The sequence below is a fragment of the Nocardia sp. NPDC004278 genome (assembly GCF_053602975.1).
In genome coordinates this window covers 131,850-151,559 of sequence record NZ_JBSGEQ010000015.1, presented here as the reverse complement: position 1 = coordinate 151,559, position 19,710 = coordinate 131,850, and the positions used below count along the sequence as shown (strand labels likewise).

General features: G+C 66.1%; 21 protein-coding genes. 10 read left to right on the top strand and 11 right to left on the bottom strand.

The window, feature by feature from the left end; all coding sequences use genetic code 11:
• Positions 1–91: 91 nt before the first annotated feature.
• Positions 92–460 (top strand): nuclear transport factor 2 family protein, encoded by a 369-nt coding sequence (locus ACWEO2_RS23530; RefSeq protein WP_452407271.1) that lies wholly within the window; start codon positions 92–94, stop codon positions 458–460.
• A gap of 318 nt (positions 461–778) precedes the next feature.
• On the opposite strand, the gene ACWEO2_RS23525 is transcribed toward ACWEO2_RS23530, so the two are convergent.
• Positions 779–1,267 (bottom strand): pyridoxamine 5'-phosphate oxidase family protein, encoded by a 489-nt coding sequence (locus ACWEO2_RS23525; RefSeq protein WP_452407270.1) that lies wholly within the window; start codon positions 1,265–1,267, stop codon positions 779–781.
• Here ACWEO2_RS23525 and ACWEO2_RS23520 point away from each other — a divergent pair.
• The gene (locus ACWEO2_RS23520) at positions 1,172–1,621 is read left to right on the top strand and encodes a winged helix-turn-helix transcriptional regulator (protein WP_452407269.1); all 450 of its coding nucleotides are present in this window, start codon (positions 1,172–1,174) and stop codon (positions 1,619–1,621) included. The two genes, ACWEO2_RS23525 and ACWEO2_RS23520, sit on opposite strands and share 96 nt — an antisense overlap.
• Positions 1,622–1,695: 74 nt before the next feature.
• Here ACWEO2_RS23520 and ACWEO2_RS23515 read toward each other — a convergent pair whose 3' ends face one another.
• Positions 1,696–2,028: a metal-dependent hydrolase gene (locus ACWEO2_RS23515; protein ID WP_452407268.1), complete on the bottom strand. Its 333-nt coding sequence runs from the start codon at positions 2,026–2,028 to the stop codon at positions 1,696–1,698.
• A gap of 324 nt (positions 2,029–2,352) precedes the next feature.
• Between ACWEO2_RS23515 and ACWEO2_RS23510 the strand changes: the two genes are divergently transcribed.
• On the top strand, positions 2,353–3,255 hold the full coding sequence (locus ACWEO2_RS23510) for a S1C family serine protease (RefSeq protein WP_452407318.1): 903 nt from the start codon (positions 2,353–2,355) through the stop codon (positions 3,253–3,255).
• A gap of 80 nt (positions 3,256–3,335) precedes the next feature.
• Here the strand turns inward: ACWEO2_RS23510 and ACWEO2_RS23505 are convergent, their stop codons facing one another.
• Positions 3,336–4,028: a TVP38/TMEM64 family protein gene (locus ACWEO2_RS23505; RefSeq protein WP_452407267.1), complete on the bottom strand. Its 693-nt coding sequence runs from the start codon at positions 4,026–4,028 to the stop codon at positions 3,336–3,338.
• A gap of 175 nt (positions 4,029–4,203) precedes the next feature.
• Between ACWEO2_RS23505 and ACWEO2_RS23500 the strand changes: the two genes are divergently transcribed.
• From ACWEO2_RS23500 to meaB, 3 genes are all read left to right on the top strand, one after another.
• Entirely contained in the window at positions 4,204–6,081 is a 1,878-nt protein-coding gene (locus ACWEO2_RS23500) for a methylmalonyl-CoA mutase family protein (protein WP_452407266.1), read from the top strand.
• Positions 6,081–8,381 (top strand): methylmalonyl-CoA mutase, encoded by a 2,301-nt coding sequence (gene scpA, locus ACWEO2_RS23495; RefSeq protein WP_452407265.1) that lies wholly within the window; start codon positions 6,081–6,083, stop codon positions 8,379–8,381. The genes ACWEO2_RS23500 and scpA overlap by 1 nt, the downstream gene beginning before the upstream one ends.
• A 91-nt stretch (positions 8,382–8,472) precedes the next feature.
• Entirely contained in the window at positions 8,473–9,474 is a 1,002-nt protein-coding gene (gene meaB / locus ACWEO2_RS23490) for a methylmalonyl Co-A mutase-associated GTPase MeaB (RefSeq protein WP_354957281.1), read from the top strand.
• A gap of 33 nt (positions 9,475–9,507) precedes the next feature.
• Here meaB and ACWEO2_RS23485 read toward each other — a convergent pair whose 3' ends face one another.
• Positions 9,508–10,104 (bottom strand): TetR/AcrR family transcriptional regulator, encoded by a 597-nt coding sequence (locus ACWEO2_RS23485; RefSeq protein ID WP_452407264.1) that lies wholly within the window; start codon positions 10,102–10,104, stop codon positions 9,508–9,510.
• A gap of 48 nt (positions 10,105–10,152) precedes the next feature.
• Here ACWEO2_RS23485 and ACWEO2_RS23480 point away from each other — a divergent pair, with 48 nt between their 5' ends.
• Positions 10,153–10,554, top strand: a complete 402-nt coding sequence (locus ACWEO2_RS23480; protein WP_355186160.1) for a nitroreductase/quinone reductase family protein — start codon at positions 10,153–10,155, stop codon at positions 10,552–10,554.
• A gap of 24 nt (positions 10,555–10,578) precedes the next feature.
• Positions 10,579–10,809 (top strand): L-2-amino-thiazoline-4-carboxylic acid hydrolase, encoded by a 231-nt coding sequence (locus tag ACWEO2_RS23475; protein ID WP_452407263.1) that lies wholly within the window; start codon positions 10,579–10,581, stop codon positions 10,807–10,809.
• Between the two features lie 55 nt (positions 10,810–10,864).
• Here the strand turns inward: ACWEO2_RS23475 and ACWEO2_RS23470 are convergent, their stop codons facing one another.
• The 4 genes from ACWEO2_RS23470 to ACWEO2_RS23455 all read right to left on the bottom strand — a co-directional run bounded on the left by ACWEO2_RS23470 (position 10,865) and on the right by ACWEO2_RS23455 (position 14,871).
• Positions 10,865–12,289 carry a neutral zinc metallopeptidase gene (locus tag ACWEO2_RS23470; protein ID WP_452407262.1) on the bottom strand — a complete coding sequence of 475 codons (1,425 nt, stop codon included), beginning with the start codon at positions 12,287–12,289 and terminating at the stop codon, positions 10,865–10,867.
• Positions 12,286–13,146 carry an Rv0361 family membrane protein gene (locus ACWEO2_RS23465; RefSeq protein WP_452407261.1) on the bottom strand — a complete coding sequence of 287 codons (861 nt, stop codon included), beginning with the start codon at positions 13,144–13,146 and terminating at the stop codon, positions 12,286–12,288. Before ACWEO2_RS23465 ends, ACWEO2_RS23470 begins: the two co-directional genes overlap by 4 nt.
• A 62-nt stretch (positions 13,147–13,208) precedes the next feature.
• Complete coding sequence (locus ACWEO2_RS23460) at positions 13,209–13,973, bottom strand: Rv0361 family membrane protein (RefSeq protein WP_452407260.1); 765 nt, start codon at positions 13,971–13,973, stop codon at positions 13,209–13,211.
• A gap of 403 nt (positions 13,974–14,376) precedes the next feature.
• Entirely contained in the window at positions 14,377–14,871 is a 495-nt protein-coding gene (locus ACWEO2_RS23455) for a MarR family winged helix-turn-helix transcriptional regulator (protein ID WP_452407259.1), read from the bottom strand.
• Between the two features lie 117 nt (positions 14,872–14,988).
• Between ACWEO2_RS23455 and ACWEO2_RS23450 the strand changes: the two genes are divergently transcribed.
• Positions 14,989–15,630: an NAD(P)-dependent oxidoreductase gene (locus ACWEO2_RS23450; RefSeq protein WP_452407258.1), complete on the top strand. Its 642-nt coding sequence runs from the start codon at positions 14,989–14,991 to the stop codon at positions 15,628–15,630.
• Between the two features lie 3 nt (positions 15,631–15,633).
• Here ACWEO2_RS23450 and ACWEO2_RS23445 read toward each other — a convergent pair whose 3' ends face one another.
• From ACWEO2_RS23445 to ACWEO2_RS23435, 3 genes are all read right to left on the bottom strand, one after another.
• Entirely contained in the window at positions 15,634–16,515 is an 882-nt protein-coding gene (locus ACWEO2_RS23445) for an amidohydrolase family protein (protein WP_354957289.1), read from the bottom strand.
• On the bottom strand, positions 16,512–17,537 hold the full coding sequence (locus ACWEO2_RS23440) for a nucleoside hydrolase (RefSeq protein WP_452407317.1): 1,026 nt from the start codon (positions 17,535–17,537) through the stop codon (positions 16,512–16,514). The genes ACWEO2_RS23445 and ACWEO2_RS23440 overlap by 4 nt, the downstream gene beginning before the upstream one ends.
• Before the next feature lie 61 nt (positions 17,538–17,598).
• Positions 17,599–18,807: an FAD-dependent monooxygenase gene (locus ACWEO2_RS23435; RefSeq protein WP_452407257.1), complete on the bottom strand. Its 1,209-nt coding sequence runs from the start codon at positions 18,805–18,807 to the stop codon at positions 17,599–17,601.
• A gap of 101 nt (positions 18,808–18,908) precedes the next feature.
• Between ACWEO2_RS23435 and ACWEO2_RS23430 the strand changes: the two genes are divergently transcribed.
• A complete protein-coding gene (locus ACWEO2_RS23430) occupies positions 18,909–19,481 on the top strand; it encodes a TetR/AcrR family transcriptional regulator (RefSeq protein WP_452407256.1) in 573 nt (190 codons plus the stop codon).
• The last annotated feature ends 229 nt before the right edge of the window (positions 19,482–19,710 follow it).

Sequence of the window (19,710 nt, the reverse complement as noted above, 5' to 3'; positions counted from 1 at the left end):
GACTCCGCGATCGGCAGCGGGCAAGGTTGGGGTATCCGCTTCGGAACTTCGACGGATGACCGAAATACCTTTCAGCAGAGGATGATTCACGATGTCGAACTATGAGGACGCGGTCGGCCGGTACTTCACCGCGTGGAATGCCACCGACGATGACGTGCGCGCGCGGGCGGTGGCCGCGGCCTGGCACGAGGACGGCTTCTACGCCGATCCGCTGGCCGACGTCGCCGGGCACGAGCAGTTGAGCGCCGCCATCGGGGGAGTGCATCAGCAGTTCCCCGGCTTCGAGTTCCGTCAGCTCGGCCCGGTGGACGGGCACCACGACACTGCCCGCTTCTCGTGGGAGCTGGTATCGGTGGCCGACGGCAGCGCGCCGGTCGCCGGGACCGATGTGATCACCTTGGCCGAAGACGGCCGCATCCTCGGTGTGCACGGCTTTCTGGATCGGGTGCCAGGGGCGTGAACACCACAACGCCATGACCGCCGCTTCACGAGCGCTTCGCGTGGCACGACTCCGGCCGCGTCGCGCGCCGATGCTCGCACCGAACGTTGGCGCGAGCATCGGGAGCGGGTGTCCGGGGAATTCGTCGATGCCGGCCTGTACCTGTGCATCTCGCCTTCGCGGCGAACTGAATCCCTATCGGTCGAAGGCGATGTGCACGCGGGGGATGCCGAGAGGGTTTGGCAGGCGAGAAATGTCAAGCCGGTGAGGGTCGGCGCTGTTGACGTGAGCACGCCAAACCGTGAGTTCAACCGCCGTTGGCACGCGAGCAGCGACCGGTCAGTGGTCGGTGGTGAGGGTGTCTCCGTAGAGTCTGGACACGTGGAGCCTGATCACTAGTCGGTTGTCGTGGACCATGTTTGCGAGGAAAGTCGCTTCGTCGGCGGGGTTGTCGAATTCGGGGAACATCGAGAGCATTTCGCGGCCCGTGGCGTCTCCGGGAGTGGTGCTGACGGGGGAGATCTCGGCCGTGCCCTCGGCGACCGCGAAGGTGAGCTGGTCGGCGCTGCTCACATAGAGTGCGGCACGCGGGTCCTGGGTGAGCTGGCGCACTTTGACGCGATCGGCGGTCGAACCGATCGAGATCATGCGCGCGGCGGGATCCCATCTATAGGCAACCGTTGATAGATGCGGGTGCCCGTCGCGCTTGACCGTTGCCAGTGCCCCCATCCGATGGTCGCCGAGGAAACGCTCCAGCCGCGGGGCGGGCAGTCGTATCGGTGCCGCTCCGCGGCCTGGTTCGTACGAGGTTTCGTGGATGTCGGTCATGAATGCCCTCCGCTGCCATGGTGCACGGCTATCGCCATCCTGCTGCTCACCACGCAGCGGCCGATGCGGTTCACCCAGCTCGAGCGTGATATCAGAGGTGTGAGTCGGCGCATGTCGACCCTGACCCTCCGTAACCTCGAGCGTGACGGTCTGGTGGTCCGGACGGTCTATCCGACGGTGCCTCCTCGGACCGAATACGAAGCGACACCGATGGCCCGAGAGCTCTACGAGACGCTGCTGGCGTTGACGGGCTGGGCCGACCGTCACCGAAACGAGATCGATTCTGCGCGTAAAACTTACGACCGTCAGTCGAGGTCCGGGGGCATGGCAGCCTCGTCATTGTCTCGGACCTGATAACTCGACCTGGCGAGAGTCGCTCGTGGTTGACCGCGACGATCGGCAGCGGGATGACACTGGCCGCGCCGATCTCACGCGGTGTCGGGCCGGTCGGCGTCGGACCGCCGTCGGCACATCGGGCAAGCAATGCGGTGGCCCTGGCCAGACGTCGACCGCCGAAACCAGTGGCCCACCCGCTTCTGCAGCACCGGATCAGTGATCTGATCGGCGAATTTGCGGACCGATCTGATGAACGACTCCTCGCCAGGCGGGAAGCCTGCCGCAAGTCCGGCGATGAAATGGCTGAAGACCATATCGCCGTCCGCGAAGTACTTGGACATGGGCTCCGGCTCGCCGAGCGGAAGGTGACTCGTCGGATATCCGGGGGTCGTGCGGCCCTGTGCCCGCACGGTCTGCTCCGTCATGCGCACCTCATTGGGCTCGGTGCCGTAGGTATGCGGTACTGCAAGTACGATACCGTCTCAGACGGTTGAGCAAAACTGTCGTGCGGATTGATACGAAGGCGCTGTTTTCGAACGCGTCGGCAGCGTTCTTCGGCGGCGGATGAATCCGGTTGCGCCTGTGGCGAACACGGTGCACGGGCGGTGGCGGCGGGGCATGCTGGAAAGGGCGCCCTCGAATCGAGTGCGCGCCCGATGAGCAGGATGGTGGTCAGCGTGGACGACGAGTCGGTCCCGTTGTCGGGCCAGGGCGACGCCGCACGACAACACAATCTCGACGAGTCCGCAATGGACGCGTATTCGCGCACCGTCATCGCGGTGGCGGCGTCGGTCACTCCGCATGTGGCGAGCGTGCGGACCCGGCGGGGGAGTGGATCCGCGGTGGTGTTCACCGATGACGGATTCCTCTTGACCAATGCGCATGTGGTCGGCTCGGCGGGCAGCGGTGATGTCGTGTTCGCCGACGGTGTGGAATCACGCATCGATATCGTCGGCGTCGACCCACTATCGGATCTCGCGGTGCTGCGGGCACGCGGCGGCGCTCCGGGCGCGGTTGTCCTCGGCGACGCGGACAAGCTCGTGGTCGGGCAGTTGGTGGTCGCGGTCGGGAGTCCGCTGGGGTTGGCGGGCTCGGTGACCGCGGGCGTGGTGAGCGCGCTGGGCCGCGCGGTTCCGGTCGCCTCCCGACGCGCCGGACGGGTGATCGAGGATGTGATCCAAACCGACGCCGCGCTGAACCCCGGCAATTCCGGTGGTGCGCTTGCAGATTCGGCGGGTCGAGTGGTCGGCGTCAATACCGCGGTCGCCGGAGTCGGTCTGGGCCTTGCGATTCCGATCAATGCCACCACCCGGCGCATCATCGGCACGTTGCTCGAGGACGGCCGGGTCCGCCGCGCCTATCTCGGCCTCGTCGGCGTCCCCGCGCCGCTTCCCGCATCCGTGGCGGAGCGCACCGGCCAGCCCGCCGGTGTCCGTATCGTCGAGGTGGTTCGCGGCGGCCCCGCCGACCACGCGGGCCTGCGCCGCGGCGATCTCGTGCTCAGCGTGGCTCGTTCCGAAGTGGCCGATGCCCAGGGGATCCAACGCCAGCTCTTCGGCGACGCCATCGGCGTCTCCATGCCAGTGACCGTCCTTCGCAACGGCGCGATGGTGGACGTGTTCGCGATTCCCATCGAACTAACCGTCGACTAGCGCATCGCTGACGCTCAGGCGAGGGGAGCGCGGTGAGCAGGCTTGTGCGGTGTCGGATGTGGTGTCGCGCGGGTATTCGATCAGTCGGTGCTCGAGGCCGGTGCCGCGGTGGTGGGTTCCTGGGCTGGCTGATGGGTTTGCGACCAGCGCGCATCGACTATCAGCCCGATGATGCCGATGGCGATCAGCGCTCCGGAGACCACGAGCATCCCTGGATGGGTGCCGCCGGTGAGGGCGTCACCGAGGATGACGGTGCCGATGGTGCCGGGGAGGATGCCGATGACGGTGGCGATCAGGTAGGGCCAGAATCGGATCGAGGAAAGCCCGCAGCTGTAGTTGATGACCGAGAACGGGGCGAAGGCGATCAGGCGCAGCGAGCCGACGGCGAGCCAGCCGCGGCGTTCGAGGCGCTCATCGATGGAGCGCACCGCCGGGTGGGTGAGGTGGGCGGCGACGCGGTCGCGGTCGAGGGCGCGAACGAGCAGGATGGCCAGTGCGGCACTGACGGTCGTCGCGCAGGCGGCCAGGACGATGCCGAGCGCCGGGCCGAACAGGACGCCCGCGCTCACCGTGAGCACCGTTCGCGGTATCGGCGCCACCGTGACCAGCGCGTGGACCACGAAGAACAGCAGCGGGAAGATGGGACCGACCGAGGTGGCCCAGTCCTGCATCTGCTGTGGCGTCGGCAGCGGGGCCAGCATCGCCGCGATGAACAGCGCCGCGCCGCCGACGAGCACTGCGACGACGCGTGGGTCACGGATCAGCCTTGTCACCCGCGAAAGGTTACCGGTTGGTAGTGGCGGCCACGGTCAACCGGCTGCCGCGCTGCCGCTAGCATCAAAAGAAACGGGACGAATGCTCGTTAACTGATGTACACGCTGAGCTGGGCGAATGCAACGGTTTCGGGCGCACGCAAGGCGTGCGTCGAGGAGAAGAGGAACAGCAGCTATGCCGATTGCTTCAGAGCCGGTGGCCGGAGCGGAGCCCGCGGAACGACCGGATGTTCCCGACTATGCCGCATGGCGCAAGGGTGTGGCCGGGGTGCTGGCGAAGGCCAGCCGGGTCGGGGTCGCCGAACTTCCCGAGGAGCCCGAGAAGCTGCTCGAGGAAAAGACCTATGACGGGCTGACCATTGCCCCGCTGTACACCCGCCGGGACGAGCGGGCCGAACTGCCGCTGCCGGGCGAATATCCATTCGTGCGTGGCCGCGACGCCACCCGAGACGTGCATCGCGGCTGGTATGTGAGCGCTTTGGTCAATGCGCGAGATGGCGCCACAGCGAATCGGGAGATCCTCGCGGGTCTGGAGAACGGGATCAGCGCACTGTGGCTTGCCGTCGGCGAGCGGGGTGTTCCGGTCGCCGAACTGCCCGCGGCGCTGTCGGGGCTGCTTTTCGAACTGGCGCCGCTGACCCTCGATGCCGGTACCGCGGCTTCCGATGCGGCCCAACAGGTTTTCGCGGTGCTCGACGGCTACCAGGTGGCCGACCGGTCCAGTATCCAGGTGGCACTCGGTGCGGCCCCGCTGACCAGTCGCTTCGCCGGAACCGCCGATGTCGAGCTGGCCGAGGCGATCGGCTTGGCCGGTGCCGCGGTGGCGCGGTCGGAAACCGTGCGCGCTATCACCGTGGACGGCACCGTCTTTCACAATGCCGGTGCCTCGGACGCACAGGAACTCGGTGCCGCGGTGGCCGCGGGTCTGGCCTATCTGCGCGCGCTCACCGCCGAACACGATATTGCGGATGCCTTCGACCAGTTGGCATTCCGCTTCGCCGCGACCGACGACCAGTTCGCCACCATCGCGAAATTCCGTGCCGCCCGCCAACTCTGGGCCCGTGTCGCGCATGTGTGTGGTGCGCCCACCTTCGGTGACGCACCCCAGTACGCGGTGACCTCCGCGGCCATGATGACCCAGCGCGACCCCTGGGTGAATATGCTGCGCACCACCCTCGCCGCATTCGGCGCCGGCGTCGGCGGCGCGGATACGGTGACCGTGCTGCCCTTCGATTCGGCATTGCCGCCGGGCGAACTCGGTGTCTCGAAGTCGTTCGCGGACCGCATGGCACGCAATACCCAGCTGCTGTTGCTCGAGGAGTCGCATCTCGGACATGTGCAGGATCCGGGTGCTGGCTCCTGGTACGTGGAGGATCTCACCGCCGCGCTCGCCGCCAAGGCATGGGAGTTCATGCAGGAGATCGAGGCGGCGGGTGGATATGCGACCGCACTGGATTCCGGCCTGCTCGCCGAGCGCATCGCCGCCACCCGGTCGGCCCGGGATGCCGATGTGGCACACCGCAAGACGGCGGTCACCGGCGTGAACGAATTCCCCAATCTGGCCGAGGCACCGCTGTCGGAAGCCGCGCGGGCGGCCGGGCAGGTGGCCCGCTACGGCGCAGCCTTCGAGGCGCTGCGCAACCGCTCGGATGCCTACCTGGCGGCCAAGGGTGCGCGCCCGCGTGCGCTGCTGGTGCCGCTCGGCACGGTGGCCGAGCACAACGTGCGGGTGACGTTCATCGCGAACCTGCTGGCCTCCGGCGGTATCGAAGCGGTGCATCCGGGCCCGTTGGAGGTAACCGGAATTGGCACGGCCGCAACGGAATCCGGTGCGACGATCGCCGTACTGTGTGGTTCGGACAAGCGCTATGGCGAACAGGCGGGTGCAGCCGTCGAACAGTTGCGCGCCGCCGGAATCGAGACGGTACTGCTGGCCGGTGCGGAAAAGGCCGTTGCCGAGCTGAGCGGTGCACAGCGTCCGGACGGCTATCTCGCGGCCCGCATCGATGCGGTAGCCGCACTGTCCGACCTGCTGGAGAAGGTGGGAGCCTGATGACACTGAGTCATATCGACAACCCGGGGCACATCGACGAACCCGGTGGTATCGAACATCGGATCGGCAGTTTCGCTGAGGTGCCGCTGTCCGAGCGTCCGGCCGAACCCGCCGAGGTGGACGCCGCGCAGGTCGATGTGTACGTGCGCGCCGCCGCCGAGGCGAACAACTACACGCCTGAACAGCTGGTGTGGTCGACGCCCGAGGGCATCGACGTGCCACCGGTTTTCACCAAGGCCGATCGCGATGCCATTGCCGCCGAGGGGTATCCGCTCGACAGCGTGCCCGGTATCGCCCCGTTCGTGCGCGGTCCGTACCCGACCATGTACGTCAACCAGCCGTGGACCATTCGCCAGTACGCGGGCTTCTCCACCGCCGCGGACTCGAATGCCTTCTACCGTCGCAACTTGCAGGCGGGCCAGAAGGGTCTTTCGGTCGCCTTCGATCTGGCGACGCACCGCGGCTACGACTCCGATCACCCGCGCGTACAGGGTGATGTCGGCATGGCCGGTGTCGCCATCGATTCCATTCTCGATATGCGTCAGCTCTTCGACCACATCCCGCTGGACCAGGTGAGTGTGTCGATGACCATGAACGGCGCGGTGCTGCCGATTCTCGCGCTCTATGTCGTCGCGGCCGAGGAGCAGGGCGTCGCGCCGGAACAGCTCGCCGGAACCATTCAGAACGACATTCTGAAGGAGTTCATGGTCCGCAATACCTACATCTATCCGCCCAAGCCCTCGATGCGGATCATCTCCGATATCTTCGCCTACACCAGCGCGAAGATGCCGAAGTTCAATTCGATCTCCATCTCCGGCTACCACATTCAAGAGGCCGGAGCCACGGCCGATCTCGAGCTGGCCTACACCCTCGCCGACGGCGTCGAGTACATCCGCGCGGGTATCGACGCTGGTATGGAGGTCGACAAGTTCGCGCCGCGGCTGTCGTTCTTCTGGGCCATCGGCATGAACTTCTTCATGGAGGTCGCCAAACTCCGTGCGGGACGGCTGCTCTGGAGCGAACTGGTCGCGAAGTTCGAACCGAAGAGTGCGAAATCGCTATCGCTGCGCACCCATTCGCAGACCTCCGGGTGGTCGCTGACCGCGCAGGACGCCTACAACAATGTGGCGCGCACCTGCATCGAGGCCATGGCCGCGACCCAGGGTCATACCCAGTCGCTGCACACCAACGCCCTCGATGAGGCGCTGGCCCTGCCCACGGACTTCTCCGCGCGCATCGCGCGCAATACCCAGCTGCTGATCCAACAGGAGTCCAACACCACGCGGCCGATCGATCCCTGGGGCGGTTCGTATTACGTCGAATGGCTCACCCACCAGCTGGCCAACCGGGCCCGCGCGCATATCGCCGAGGTGGAGGCGCACGGCGGTATGGCGCAGGCGATCGGCGAGGGCATCCCGAAGCTGCGCATCGAGGAGGCCGCCGCGCGCACCCAGGCGCGCATCGATACCGGCCAGCAGCCGGTGATCGGCGTGAACAAGTACCAGGTCGAAGAGGATCAGCAGGTCGAGGTCCTCAAGGTCGAGAATTCGCGGGTGCGGGCCGAGCAGATCGAGAAGCTGAATCGGCTTCGGGCCGAACGCGATGCGGGTGAGGTCGAGCGGGCGCTGGCCGAATTGACCCGTGCGGCAGCCTCCTCGGAGGGTGGCATGGAGAACAACCTGCTGGCGTTGGCCATCAATGCCGCTCGGGCCAAGGCCACCGTCGGCGAGATCTCCGACGCGCTGGAGCAAGTGTACGGCCGCCATCAGGCCGAGATCCGTACCCTCTCCGGTGTGTACCGCGACGAGGCCGGGAAGGTGACCAATATCAGCAAGGCGATCGAACTCGTCGAGGAGTTCGCCGATGCGGAAGGCCGTCGACCGCGCATCCTGGTCGCGAAGATGGGCCAGGACGGGCACGACCGAGGACAGAAGGTGATCGCGACGGCCTTCGCCGACCTCGGCTTCGATGTCGATGTGGGCCCGCTGTTCCAGACCCCGGAAGAGGTGGCGCAGCAGGCGGCCGATAACGACGTGCACGTCGTCGGTGTGTCCTCGCTGGCGGCTGGCCACCTCACGCTGGTGCCCGCCTTGCGGCAGGCACTGGCCGATGTCGGGCGTCCCGACATCATGGTCATCGTCGGCGGTGTCATCCCGCCCGGTGATTTCGAAGAGCTGTACGCGGCGGGTGCGGCGGCGATCTTCCCGCCCGGCACCGTGATCGCGGACGCCGCGATCGATCTGCTGAAGAAGTTGGCGGGCGAACTCGGTCACGAGATCGGCGGCGGCAGCGGCAAATGATTGCAGCATCGCGTAGCGATTCGATGAGGGGCGGTGGTCGGGCGATGGGTGGGCGTCCAGCATCGCGTAGCGATTCGATGGGGGTAGCCGGGTGACGGCCGGGTCGAAGCGCGTCATTGATATCGATGCACTCGCGCAGGCGGTCCGCTCTCAGGAGCGGGCCGCCATTGCCCGGGCCATCACCCTGGTCGAATCGACCAGGGCCGATCATCGGGAGCTCGCACAGCAATTGCTGCTGCAACTGACCCCGCCCACCGATACCGTCACCTCGAATCGTGTTGGTATCACCGGTGTTCCCGGCGTCGGCAAGTCGACCTTCATCGATGCCCTCGGCATGGATCTGATCGGCAAGGGGCATCGGGTCGCGGTGCTGGCCGTCGACCCGTCCTCCACCCGCACCGGGGGTTCCATTCTCGGTGACAAGACCCGCATGGCGCGACTGTCGTTGGAGCGCAATGCCTATATCCGTCCGTCGCCGACCGCGGGCACGCTCGGCGGGGTCGCCAAGGCGACCCGTGAAACGATCGTGCTGCTCGAGGCCGCGGGCTATGACGTGATCCTGGTGGAAACCGTCGGTGTCGGCCAGTCCGAGGTGACCGTCGCGAATATGGTCGACGTGTTCTGCTTCCTCACCCTGGCCCGCACCGGAGATCAGTTGCAGGGCATCAAGAAGGGCGTCCTCGAACTCGCCGATCTGGTCGCGGTCAATAAGGCCGATGGCAAACACGAGATCGAGGCCAAGGCCGCCGCCCGCGAACTGGCCGGGGCGCTGCGCCTTATCCATCCGCACGACGCGCTCTGGCGTCCACCGGTGCTCACCATGAGCGGGCTGGAAGGCCATGGGCTGGACAAGTTCTGGGATACGGTGCTCGAACACCGTCGCGTCCTCACCGAGGCGGGCGAATTCGCCGAAAAGCGTCGCCGCCAGTTGGTCGATTGGACCTGGACCATGGTGCACGACCAACTCCTGCGCCGTCTCGCCGAGAACCCCAACGTCAAAGCCATTCGCGCGCAAGTGGAGAAGCAGGTGCGTGACGGCACGCTGACCGCCGCATTGGCCGCGGAACAGCTTCTCGACGCCTTCGATAGCTGAGCCTGGCCCTCGGCAAGATCGGGGCCGTCTCGGCTAGGCGACAGCGAGTTGGGCGGTCAGCGCCCCGGCGAGTTCGGCTGCACCCTCGGCGTGTAGGGCGCTGGGCTGGAACAGGATTCGGTACCACAGCACACCGAAGGCCTGTTCGACGGCCAATTCGACCGGTGCGGCGGCGGGGATCTCGCCGCGCGATCTGCTCTGTTCGATGACCTCGGTCAGTGCCGTTCGGCGGCGGGCCAGGAATTCACGCAGGGCCTGTTCGAGGTTCGCGTCGTCCTGGGCGGCGATGACCGCGGCGATCAGGGCTTGGCGGTTGCGTTCGGTCTGTGCGGCGGCGAAGGTCTCGCGAAGGAAGATTTCCAGATCGCCGCGCAGGGTGCCGGTATCGGGAATCGCGACGGCCTGTTCGGCCGAGCGGACCAGCGCGTCGAGTAGGACCGCGTCCTTGGACGGCCACCAGCGGTAGATGGTCTGACGGCCGACGCCCGCGTGCGCCGCGATGCGGTCGACCGTGACACCCGAACTCCCGTATTCGGCGAGGAGTTCGGCGGCGGCGGTCAGAATCGCCGCCCGCGCCGCCGCATTGCGGCGGGATCCGGTGTGCACTCGGGTACTCGCGTTTTCGGCCATGCCCAATCCTACCTTGACGAGACTGACAGTCTCGACAACACTCGAATCATGACTTCATCGGCTGACAATTCCTGGCGACTGCGTCTCGACCACGCCTTCCACCGCCGCCTCGCCAACCCGATCACCACGCGCATGCGCGACCAGATCCTGCTGGAAACCACCGGGCGCAAATCCGGTGAACCGCGGCGCACACCGGTCGGCGGGAAGGTGGTGGGGGAGCAGTTCTGGATGGTCTCCAACCACGGCGATCACTCCGACTACGTGCGAAATATCAAGGCGGACCCCGCCGTTCGCGTACGCATCGATGGCCGCTGGCGCAACGGCATCGCCCATCCGCTCCCCGACGACGACGCAATCGCCCGCCTGGCCACCCTCCCGCGGATGAACAGCGCCATGGTCCGCGCCTTCGGCACCAACCTCCTGACCATCCGCATCGACCTGACCGACTGACGAGTTGCCGAACCGACGGCCGCGGTGGAGCGTCCCGTCGATGACGACCGCGGCTACCACGTGAATATCGTGCGCTGCTTCTATCACGAAGTGCTGGTGGCACATTCGGCACCCGAACTCACCCCGGTAATGTGCGAATTCGACGCGAACTGGATCGACGCCATCGATCCGCGGGCACATGGCTTCCGTTTCCAGCGGACTACCACTATCGGCCTCGGCGGTTCACACTGTCCGTTCCACTTCGACCGCACCTGACGGGTCGCAATCGAGACTGAGACAGCAGTTGATTCGCTGTCGTGCGCATCGTGGCCTAGCTCGCGTCGGTGTAGGTGTTGTCGCAGGCCGTACGACCGTGCTTCAGGCCCAGCTGATAGGCCTCGATGCGAGCGAATCCGCTGGGCACCGAAAGGCCGTCGACGTTGCTGGCGACCAGCCCGTCCCGCAGCAGCCCGGCCAGCGCTTCGTCCACATCACCTTGGGACAGTGCGCTTTCCGGCTGCTCGCCCCTGGCCAGGGCATCGGTGTAGACGCCGGTGTAGCACGCGACATGCAGTGCGGTGCTCTGCTCGGAAAGTGATCGGCCGGAAGCCCTTTCGGTCGCAAGCAGGACGCGAGAGACAACCAGCGCGTAAGCATCGAAGTCGCCACTGGGCACCAGGCTATCTACCTTGCGCCCGCGTTTCACCAGCCCGGGCAGGTCGATGCCGATGGTGTTGGTGGACGGGCAGTACGAGACCGGTGTGGTTTCGTGCGCATCCGGGCAGCCCCGGATCGCGCCGGTGTATTCCACCTTGGGCTTGTCCTTCAGCTTGAACAGCTGGGTGACGAAATCGATCTGGGCTTGCACCGAGTCCCGGGTGATCTCCTGTTCGCCGGTTTCGGTGGAACTGAAAATGGCGGGCAGATTACCGCGACGTGCCGCGATTTCGGCATCGTCGATCCTGCTGCAGGCGTCCGCGCCGTCGGTGATGCCGAGCTCCAGGGCGCTGGCCCGCTCGAATCCATTTCCGTGCTCGGACGGCATCGTTCCGATGTAGTAGCCGTCGCGCAACGACATTGCCGCGACGACCACCCGGTTCAGCCCGTCGGCGGTATTGAGGGCGAAGCGGGCCGACTTGCCCTCGGCGACGGATCTCAGGTAGACCCCGGCGAAGCAGTCGGCCTGCTGTTCACGCACGACGGTCGTGGTGGAATTGTTGACCAGCCTGGCCTGATCCTGGATCGCGTGTCCGTACTCGTGGGCCAGAATGTATGGGACGGTCTCCTCGCCGAGCTGGGCGTACATCGAAATCAGGCCGCGGTCCCACGCGATGAGTCTGCCCTGCTTGCAGTCGCTGGTGTAGAAGGCGTTCGGCATACCGGCAACGGATTCGCCGCAGACGCTTGCGGCCGCATCGTCGGAGTCGTAGGAGACGTGGTGGTCGACGGGTATGAACTGGCGGCCGAATATCTTGGGGTACTCGACGCGCCAGTAGTCCTCGACATCGGCGACCGCATCGGCTGCCAGCCGGTCAACCGGCGTGCCGGTGAATCCGTCCACCGTGATCGCGGGCGGCGGCACATGCTCGCGCAGGCCGCTGGGACCGTCCGCGACCGTCAGACCCGCGACCTTGGTCGCGTCGTAGCCGATGCGCGCGGGTGCGCCGGGGTCGTGGCCGCACCCGGCGACCAGGGCGAGCACGGTGGCCGCAATAAGCGTCCCCAACAGGCCCCGGCGCAAGGTTCGTGCGTTCATCGGTGTGCACTCCCGGCCTGGACCGTGTTCAGCACGGCGGAATCCACAATCAGCCACCGCCCGCCGATACGCTCGAGCTGGAAGGTCACGCGGTGGGTCACATCCGCCCGCTGAATGGTTACCGTGATACTCGCCGAATCGCCGTTGACGACGGTCCGATCGACGGAGCGGATCGCGAATCCCTGCAGCGCCGTGAAGTTCTCCGCACTGATATCCGCAATCTGTTGTGCGGCAGCGAGATTGCCGCTGCCCGACGCATCGAAAAGATTCTGGACCGTCTGCTGCACATCGGCCTCGTCCGACTGCTGGGTCCGTTTGCGTTCCGCAGCGGGATCGCTGGGCAGTTTGCTGATCCGCCATGCGCCGTCGATCCTGGTCAGTTCGATCCGCGGATGCTCGTCGCCGATATCGGCCCGCTCGCCACCGATCGAGTGGCCGGTCAGGGTGACCCGCGCGCGGTCGCCGTCGATCTCGACGTCATCGAACCAATTGACCACGAAGTGGCCGTTCTGGGTCGTCACCTGCTTGACGTAGTCGGCGAATGCGGTCGGCGGTACGTCGAATTCGGCCTTGGCCACGGCGTCGGTGACATCGGCACGGACCTTCGTCAGATCGCCGCGCTGCCAGTCGGCGTAGTAGTTGTCGATGGCGGCGCGCACCCGCACTTCGGCGGTCGGCCCGGACTGCGTCGGGCGGGTGAGCAGGTAGCTTCCGCCTGCCGCGCCGCCCGCGATCGCGACGATAACAAGGCCGCCCAGCGCGATGAGCGCCCAGCGCCGCAATTTGCGTGTGACGGGATTCCCGGGCACATCCGGCATCGGCGACGGCGGCTCCGTGAGCGTTGGAGGAGTCGACATGACGGGTCCTTTCGGCATTGCAAGGTCGGTGGGCGGCGGTGCGTCCGCGCCGGGGTGCGGGCTCATCGGCTGATCTCCGCGGAGTCGGACAACTTCCATTCGCCGAAGATCCGCTCCAGGGTCAGCTCGGCGACGTACCTGCCGTCTCGGTCCTTGCCGGTGACCGTGACCTTGGCCGAGTCGCTGCGGATCACCACCTCGTCGACGGATTCGAGCGTGCCCCAGTTGCGCAGGGTGCGCGCGAACTGATCCGGCGAGGTGTCGACGATGGTCTGAGCGACGGGGCCGTCGCTCAATGCGGCAAGCCGCTCACGATCGCGGTCCGCGACCGCGTTGTAGAACGTCGTGACGACGTCACGTACCGCTTGCTCGGCGGCCGCCTGCTCCTGCCTGGCCTTGGTCGCGGGATCGTCTTCCGGCCACTTGCACAGTCGCCAGTCGCCATTGATTCGGGTCAGCGCGAAGCTGGTGTGCTGCGCGCCGATATCGCCACGATCCATATGCCCGGACACCGAGGCGCGTGCGCGATCACCCGAAACCTCGACAGTGTCGAACGCGTCGATCGTGAATCGACCGTTCTTGTTGTTGTCCAATCGAATCAATGCGGCAAACTGTCCGGGCGAGAATTGCGACAGCTCCTCCGAATACTCGGCACAGAATGCGGAGCGCAGCCGACCGATATCGCCGTCCTGCAGTGCGGCCGTGGCGGATCGAACGGCGGCCCGGACATGATCCTCCTCGGTGGGCCGGTCCAGATGCGCCCGAACGGGGAAGTACGTGCCCGCCCCGATACCAGCGAGCACCAGCAGCGATACGGCACCGATCACAACAGTCCTGCGACCACGGCGGCTCGGCGCAGGCCGGCCCGCGTGCGCGCCGTGCTGCACTGGACCAGCTGCCGGGATACCGGGGGCTTGCAAATTGTTCTCGGACTCGGACATGCCTTTCCTCTCGATTGTGACCGTTGCCACTAAATTCTGCGGTTGGCGGTCCGCTGTTAACGGGCGCAATATGAGAAATCCGCCCGATGGGCCGACCCGGTCAGCAAGCGATCGCGCCTGTTAACGATTCCGACGTAGATTGCGAAATTTCGAAAATGTCCGCGTTACGAATAGTTGCGAAATGAATCATCCTTCGGCAATCGAGGATGAACGTCGCTGATTTGCAATTTCCTTGCGGTGGAGTGGAAGCCGACCGCAAGACGAGTTGGCTCGAGTCCGATCCTGAGCGTCAGACCGAGTCGCCGTGGGCCTCGAGCAGGGTGCGCAGTGCGGATGCGAGCTGCTTGCGTTGCGCGGGCGTCAGGGGTTCGAGCAGGCGGGCCTCGGTGGCGACGTGGTCGGGCAGTGCCGCATCGATGAGTTCGCGTCCCGCTGCGGTGAGCGTGACGTGTACGCCCCGCCCGTCGTATTCGCTGCGGGCGCGGGCGACGAGGCCGCGTTCCTCCAGGCGGTCGAGGCGCTGGGTGACCCCGCCCGAGGTGATCATGGCCGAGCGCATGAGTTCGGTGGGGGTCAGGCGGTGGGGTGGGTCGCTGCGGCGCAGGGTGGCGAGGACATCGAAGGATGCGGCGTCGAGTCCGTGCGCGGCGAAGGTCTTGCGCAGCTCGGTTCCGACGACCTGGGACAGTCTGGTCAGTCTGCCGAGTACGGCCATCGGCGAGACGTCCAGGTCGGGACGCTGCGTGCGCCATTGGTCGAGCACCCGTTCGACATGATCGGTCACGACCGCAGCCTAGCGAATACCTCAGCGGTGAGGTATCTCATAAGCGGAAATTACTTAACGCTAAGCTATGTTTCTTAGAGCTAAGTGATCTACGAGCTCGACGAAAGGCGAATCATCATGCGTATCACCGTATTCGGAGCGGCGGGCGATGTCGGAAGTCGGGTCGTGGCCGAGGCGCTGGACCGCGGCCACGAGGTCACCGCGGTGGTCCGGGACCTCGCGCGGGCCCGTGCGGTGCCCGCCGCGGCGACGCTGCGCACCGGAGACGCCGCGAATCTCGACGATGTCGTATCGCTCAGCGCGGGCCGGGATCTGGTGATCACCGCGACCCGCCCGGCACCCGGTCACGAGCAGGAACTACCCGCAATCACCTCGGTGCTCCTATCCGGTCTGGCGCGCACCGGCGTCCGCCTGCTAGTGGTCGGCGGCGCGGCCACCCTGGTCGTGCCCGGCGCGGATCCGCTGACCCTGCACGAAAGTCCGGACTTCCCGGTCGAACTGCATGCCATCGCACAGGCCTGCGCCGACCAATTGGCCATTTGCCGCGCCGAAACCGCCACCGACTGGACATATCTGAGCCCGCCCGCCGAACTGGTGCCGGGGGAGCGCACCGGCAGCTACCGGGTCGGCGCGGATGAACTGCTCACCCGCGCCGATGGCGTCTCGACCATCTCCATGGAGGATTTCGCGGTAGCACTGCTCGATGAGGCCGAGCGGCCCGCGCACCGCCGGACCAGATTCACGGTGGCAGGGGCCTAGGTGCTAATGGATCCCGAAGAGCCGGGCGGCATTTCGGTAGCAGACCTGTTGTAGCCAGGCGTCGCCCAGGTCCAGGCGTTCCAGCGAGTAGATCGAATGCCCGTAGGAATACGGGATATTCGGGAAGTCGCTGCCGAACAGAATCCGGTCACCGAAGTGGCGCAACCTGCCGTGTTCCGAGGTGGGGAAGGGGGCATCGGCCTCGGTGAAATCGGTCCACACCATCGTCGTGTCCAGATACACCCCCGGGTATTCCTCTGCCAGATCAAGGAATTCGGAGTATTCGGGTGTGCCCATATGCGCGATGATGAGTCGCAGGCGCGGAAACCGTTGCAACAGACCGGCAATGGGCTCGGGCCCGGTGAATTCGCCGGGTGCCGGGCCGGAGCCGCAGTGGATCAGCGCCGGTATCTGCGCATCCTCCAGCATGCCCCATACCGGATTCAGCAGCGGATCACCGGGATGGAAGTCGCCGACCTGCACATGGACCTTGAATATCCGGGCACCGCGTTCGATGGCCGCCTCCACGTAACTGTCGGCGTAATGTTCGGGATAGAACGTCGCGGTGTGCAGGCAATCCGGGGTGCGCTCGGCGAATTCGGCGGTCCATTCGTTGAGCCAGGCCGCCATATCGGGTCTATGGGGATAAACCAGCGAGGTGAATGCGCGAACACCGAAGCCGCGCAATGTCTTCAATCGGACCTGTTCATCGTCGCGGTAGGCGATGGGCCACTCCCGGCCGACCAGCGGACCGGCCGAATCGAAGTACGCCCACACCTTGGCCATCACCTGCTCCGGCATGAAATGCGTATGGACATCGATGATTCCGGGTAGGTCGAGTCGGGTGCGGAACTCGGCGAGATAGGTATTGTCGTCGCCTGTCATTGCGCCCCTTCCGGATAGATCGCGCGAGCGAAGTCGCCGACCCTGGTGATCAATCGCTCGAAGAACATATCGGGCTCGGTGCCGATGACAATGTCGGCGTTGGGTTCCCGGCCCCACATGCCAGCCCAGTCCGCCACCGTCGTCGCGCGCGTAAGGGTGCCGACGAGTTCCACATCCACCGTGGCCGGTCGAGTGCTGGCGAGTGTGGGGTCCAGCGCGACGGCCGCCGCGAACGGATCGTGCATATGCGCGAGATAGCCCTGGTCGTAGAGCTTGTGGAAGTCGAAATAGAACCGGACCGCATCGGTGAAATGGCGCACGATGGGATTGCTCGTCGCCGACCTGGCCTCCGGCGGATCGGTCTCCGAAACCATCTCGACGGGCAGGCTGCCCGCGCGCTCGGCGAGCTGGGCCACATGTTTGGGCCGCATTTCGATGGTCTCGGTGATATCGAGCGCGCACACAATGGGCCGTCGATCGGCGGGGGCGGCGGCGAAGGCGTCGAAGACCTCCTTGGCCGCCTCCGGGTCCACGTGCACATTCCATTCGTTGGTCGGGGTGGTATTGCCGGGATGGTTGAAGGCCCCGCCCATGATCACCAGCCGCCGCAGCAGCAGTGGCAATTGTGGTTCGAGCCGAAGGGCGAGTGCGAGATTGGTCAGTGGTCCGGTACAGAGCCCGATGATCTCGCCGGGTGCCGCACGGACCAGATCGACCCACATCTGCGCCGCGGACCGGGGCGAGAGCGATCGAGCGGACTCCGGCAGTTCCGCATAGCCGACGCCCTGCGGCCCGTGGGTGTCCTCGGTGGTGCGCAACGGGATCGCGAGCGGTGTCGCGGCACCGAGCGCGACCTCGATATCGGGTGCGCGGCACACATCGAGCCAGGCGAGATTGTTCGCCGCCACCTGCGGCGCGGGCACATTGCCCGCGGTGGCGGCGATTCCCACGATCTCGGCCTCCGGGGAGGCGAGCAGGTACAGCAGCGCGAGTGAATCATCGATACCGGTATCGACGTCCATAATGATCTTTTGCCGCACCCGTCGAGCCTAGCGAGTCGATGCCGCCGCTCAGCCGTGAGGCTCAGTAGGAGGGCAGCACATAGTCGTCGGTGTCGGTCATCATCTTCATCATCACCGGCCGGAACAGTCGCGAGGTCATCAGGCGCATGGTCACCTGCGTCATGCGCGTGCCGATCCGCGAGGTCGGCAGCATCATCTTGATGCCACCGCCGGGCAGTTCCTTGGCCTTGTCCAGGAACGGCGTGACGATCTCTGCATAGCGGGTCAGCGCCTTCGCGAGATCGTCAGGGGCGGAGGCGATTTCACCGGCCAGGACGTACGCGCCGACAATGGCCATCGCGGTACCCATGCCAGTCATCGGGGAACCGCAGAAACCGGAATCGCCGAGCAGGGTGACCCGGCCGTTGGACAGCGACGGCATATCGACGCGGGCCAGCATGTCGAAGTAGAAGTCCGGGGTGGTGGTCATCGCGTCCAGCACGGCGGGCGTCTGCCATCCCGCTTCGGCCAGCGCGTCGCGGATGAGCCGCCGCTGCGCGGCCACATCGCGGCGCAGCGCCGGATCGGCTTCGGTGCGCACGGTGATGATCGCCTTCGAGGTCGCCGGATCGGCGTCCGGTCGAATCGCGACCGCGGCGCTGGGCACCGTATGCATCTTGAACCAGCCGGGCTCGGTTCCGGCGGGTGTCGGGATGGTGAAGAAGGACATGTACCCGCCGAGGTAGGTGACGAACTGTTCCTCCGGGCCGAAGGCGAGCTGGCGGGTCGCCGAATGCACCCCGTCGGCCCCGACGACCAGATCGAAGCGCTCGGTGCGACCCGATGCGAAGGTGACATCTACCCCGGTGTCGTCCTGCCGCAGTGCCTCGATCCATTCGCCGTAGCGGTAGTCGAGTTCGCCTGCCGTGCTGGCGAGTTCGGTGAGCAGCACCTGATTCAGATCGCCCCGGGTGATCTCGATTTCGGCGACCGGCCCCTTGCCGTCGAACATCTCTGCGGGCATCCTGGCGAACTCCCGGCCCTGTTCGTCGACGTAGGCCATACCGCGCTCGTCGAGCTGGTATTTGCGGATGCCCGACATGATTCCCATCCGCTCGGCGACCTCGCGGCTCGGCCCGCGCAGGTCGACGGCCTGACCGCCGGGGCGCGGCTTGGGGGAGCGCTCGACGACGGTGGTGCGGATGCCCGCACGCAGCAACTGCAGCGCGAGCGCGTTGCCAGCGATGCCTCCGCCGCTGATGAGGATGTGGAGGGTGTTGGTGGTGCTCATGACCGCGCCAATCTGTCGGACGAATGTGTCAGACAAATGTTTAACACAGAGATGGCACGAACGTCTAGTACAAATGTCTGAGCCAAGTGTAGGCTGAGATCATGGGAAATCGGGAAGACCTGTTGGCGGGGGCGCGTAAGGCCATTATCGAACGTGGTGTGGCAAAGACGACCGCCCGTGATATCGCCGCGGCGGCGGGTGTGAGCCTGGCCGCGATCGGCTACCACTTCGGCTCCAAGGATCGGCTGATCACCGAGGCGCTGGCCCAGGCGCTCGGCACCGATATCGGTGACCGGATGGAGGCGCTGATCCACGACGGCGCCGGTCAGCCGCCGCTGGCGGCATTCATCCGCTTGTGGGACGGAATGCCGCAGGTTTTCGAGGACAACCGCGAGGGCATGCTGGCCAGTCTGGAAAATCTGGTGCGGGTCGCGCGCACACCGGAATCGAAGACCTATATGGATGACAGTCTGACCGGTGCCTACACCGACCTCGGTCGGGCGCTGCGGGAATCTCGCCCGGATCTGGATCAGGACACCGCAGAGGCGATCGCCGAACTGTATTTCGTACTGACCCAGGGCCTCGGCATCCTGTGGACCATCGCCAGTGGCAACAACCTGCCCGACGGCGCCCGATTGGCCAAGGCCATCGCGGCCCTGGCCCGCGAGTCCTGACCGGTCGGGACTGATCCGGGGGCGCTCCGGCGGGGATGTGCCGCAGCCGCGGCGCCGCGATCACCGAAAGTGCCAGTGCGGCAGGGCCGGCAATGGTCGCGGTGACGTGCACACCGTCCAGGAATGCCGCGCGCGCCGCGAGCAGAACCGCGTCGCCGAGCCGTTCGGGCAGCGCCGCCGCTTGCTGTTTCATCGGCCACCGCCGATTGACCGCAAACGAATATTCCGC

Excerpts from the sequence above, each read along its gene's own strand:
- ACWEO2_RS23480 (WP_355186160.1), top strand. The coding sequence starts at position 10,153 with ATGACTTCATCGGCTGACAATTCCTGGCGACTGCGTCTCGACCACGCC.
- ACWEO2_RS23485 (WP_452407264.1), bottom strand. The coding sequence starts at position 10,104 with ATGGCCGAAAACGCGAGTACCCGAGTGCACACCGGATCCCGCCGCAAT.
- ACWEO2_RS23470 (WP_452407262.1), bottom strand. The coding sequence starts at position 12,289 with ATGAACGCACGAACCTTGCGCCGGGGCCTGTTGGGGACGCTTATTGCG.
- scpA (WP_452407265.1), top strand. The coding sequence starts at position 6,081 with ATGACACTGAGTCATATCGACAACCCGGGGCACATCGACGAACCCGGT.
- ACWEO2_RS23530 (WP_452407271.1), top strand. The coding sequence starts at position 92 with ATGTCGAACTATGAGGACGCGGTCGGCCGGTACTTCACCGCGTGGAAT.
- ACWEO2_RS23525 (WP_452407270.1), bottom strand. The coding sequence starts at position 1,267 with ATGACCGACATCCACGAAACCTCGTACGAACCAGGCCGCGGAGCGGCA.
- ACWEO2_RS23465 (WP_452407261.1), bottom strand. The coding sequence starts at position 13,146 with ATGTCGACTCCTCCAACGCTCACGGAGCCGCCGTCGCCGATGCCGGAT.
- ACWEO2_RS23500 (WP_452407266.1), top strand. The coding sequence starts at position 4,204 with ATGCCGATTGCTTCAGAGCCGGTGGCCGGAGCGGAGCCCGCGGAACGA.
- ACWEO2_RS23440 (WP_452407317.1), bottom strand. The coding sequence starts at position 17,537 with ATGGACGTCGATACCGGTATCGATGATTCACTCGCGCTGCTGTACCTG.
- ACWEO2_RS23435 (WP_452407257.1), bottom strand. The coding sequence starts at position 18,807 with ATGAGCACCACCAACACCCTCCACATCCTCATCAGCGGCGGAGGCATC.
- ACWEO2_RS23445 (WP_354957289.1), bottom strand. The coding sequence starts at position 16,515 with ATGACAGGCGACGACAATACCTATCTCGCCGAGTTCCGCACCCGACTC.
- ACWEO2_RS23510 (WP_452407318.1), top strand. The coding sequence starts at position 2,353 with ATGGACGCGTATTCGCGCACCGTCATCGCGGTGGCGGCGTCGGTCACT.
- ACWEO2_RS23515 (WP_452407268.1), bottom strand. The coding sequence starts at position 2,028 with ATGACGGAGCAGACCGTGCGGGCACAGGGCCGCACGACCCCCGGATAT.
- ACWEO2_RS23520 (WP_452407269.1), top strand. The coding sequence starts at position 1,172 with ATGGTCGCCGAGGAAACGCTCCAGCCGCGGGGCGGGCAGTCGTATCGG.
- ACWEO2_RS23430 (WP_452407256.1), top strand. The coding sequence starts at position 18,909 with ATGGGAAATCGGGAAGACCTGTTGGCGGGGGCGCGTAAGGCCATTATC.
- ACWEO2_RS23450 (WP_452407258.1), top strand. The coding sequence starts at position 14,989 with ATGCGTATCACCGTATTCGGAGCGGCGGGCGATGTCGGAAGTCGGGTC.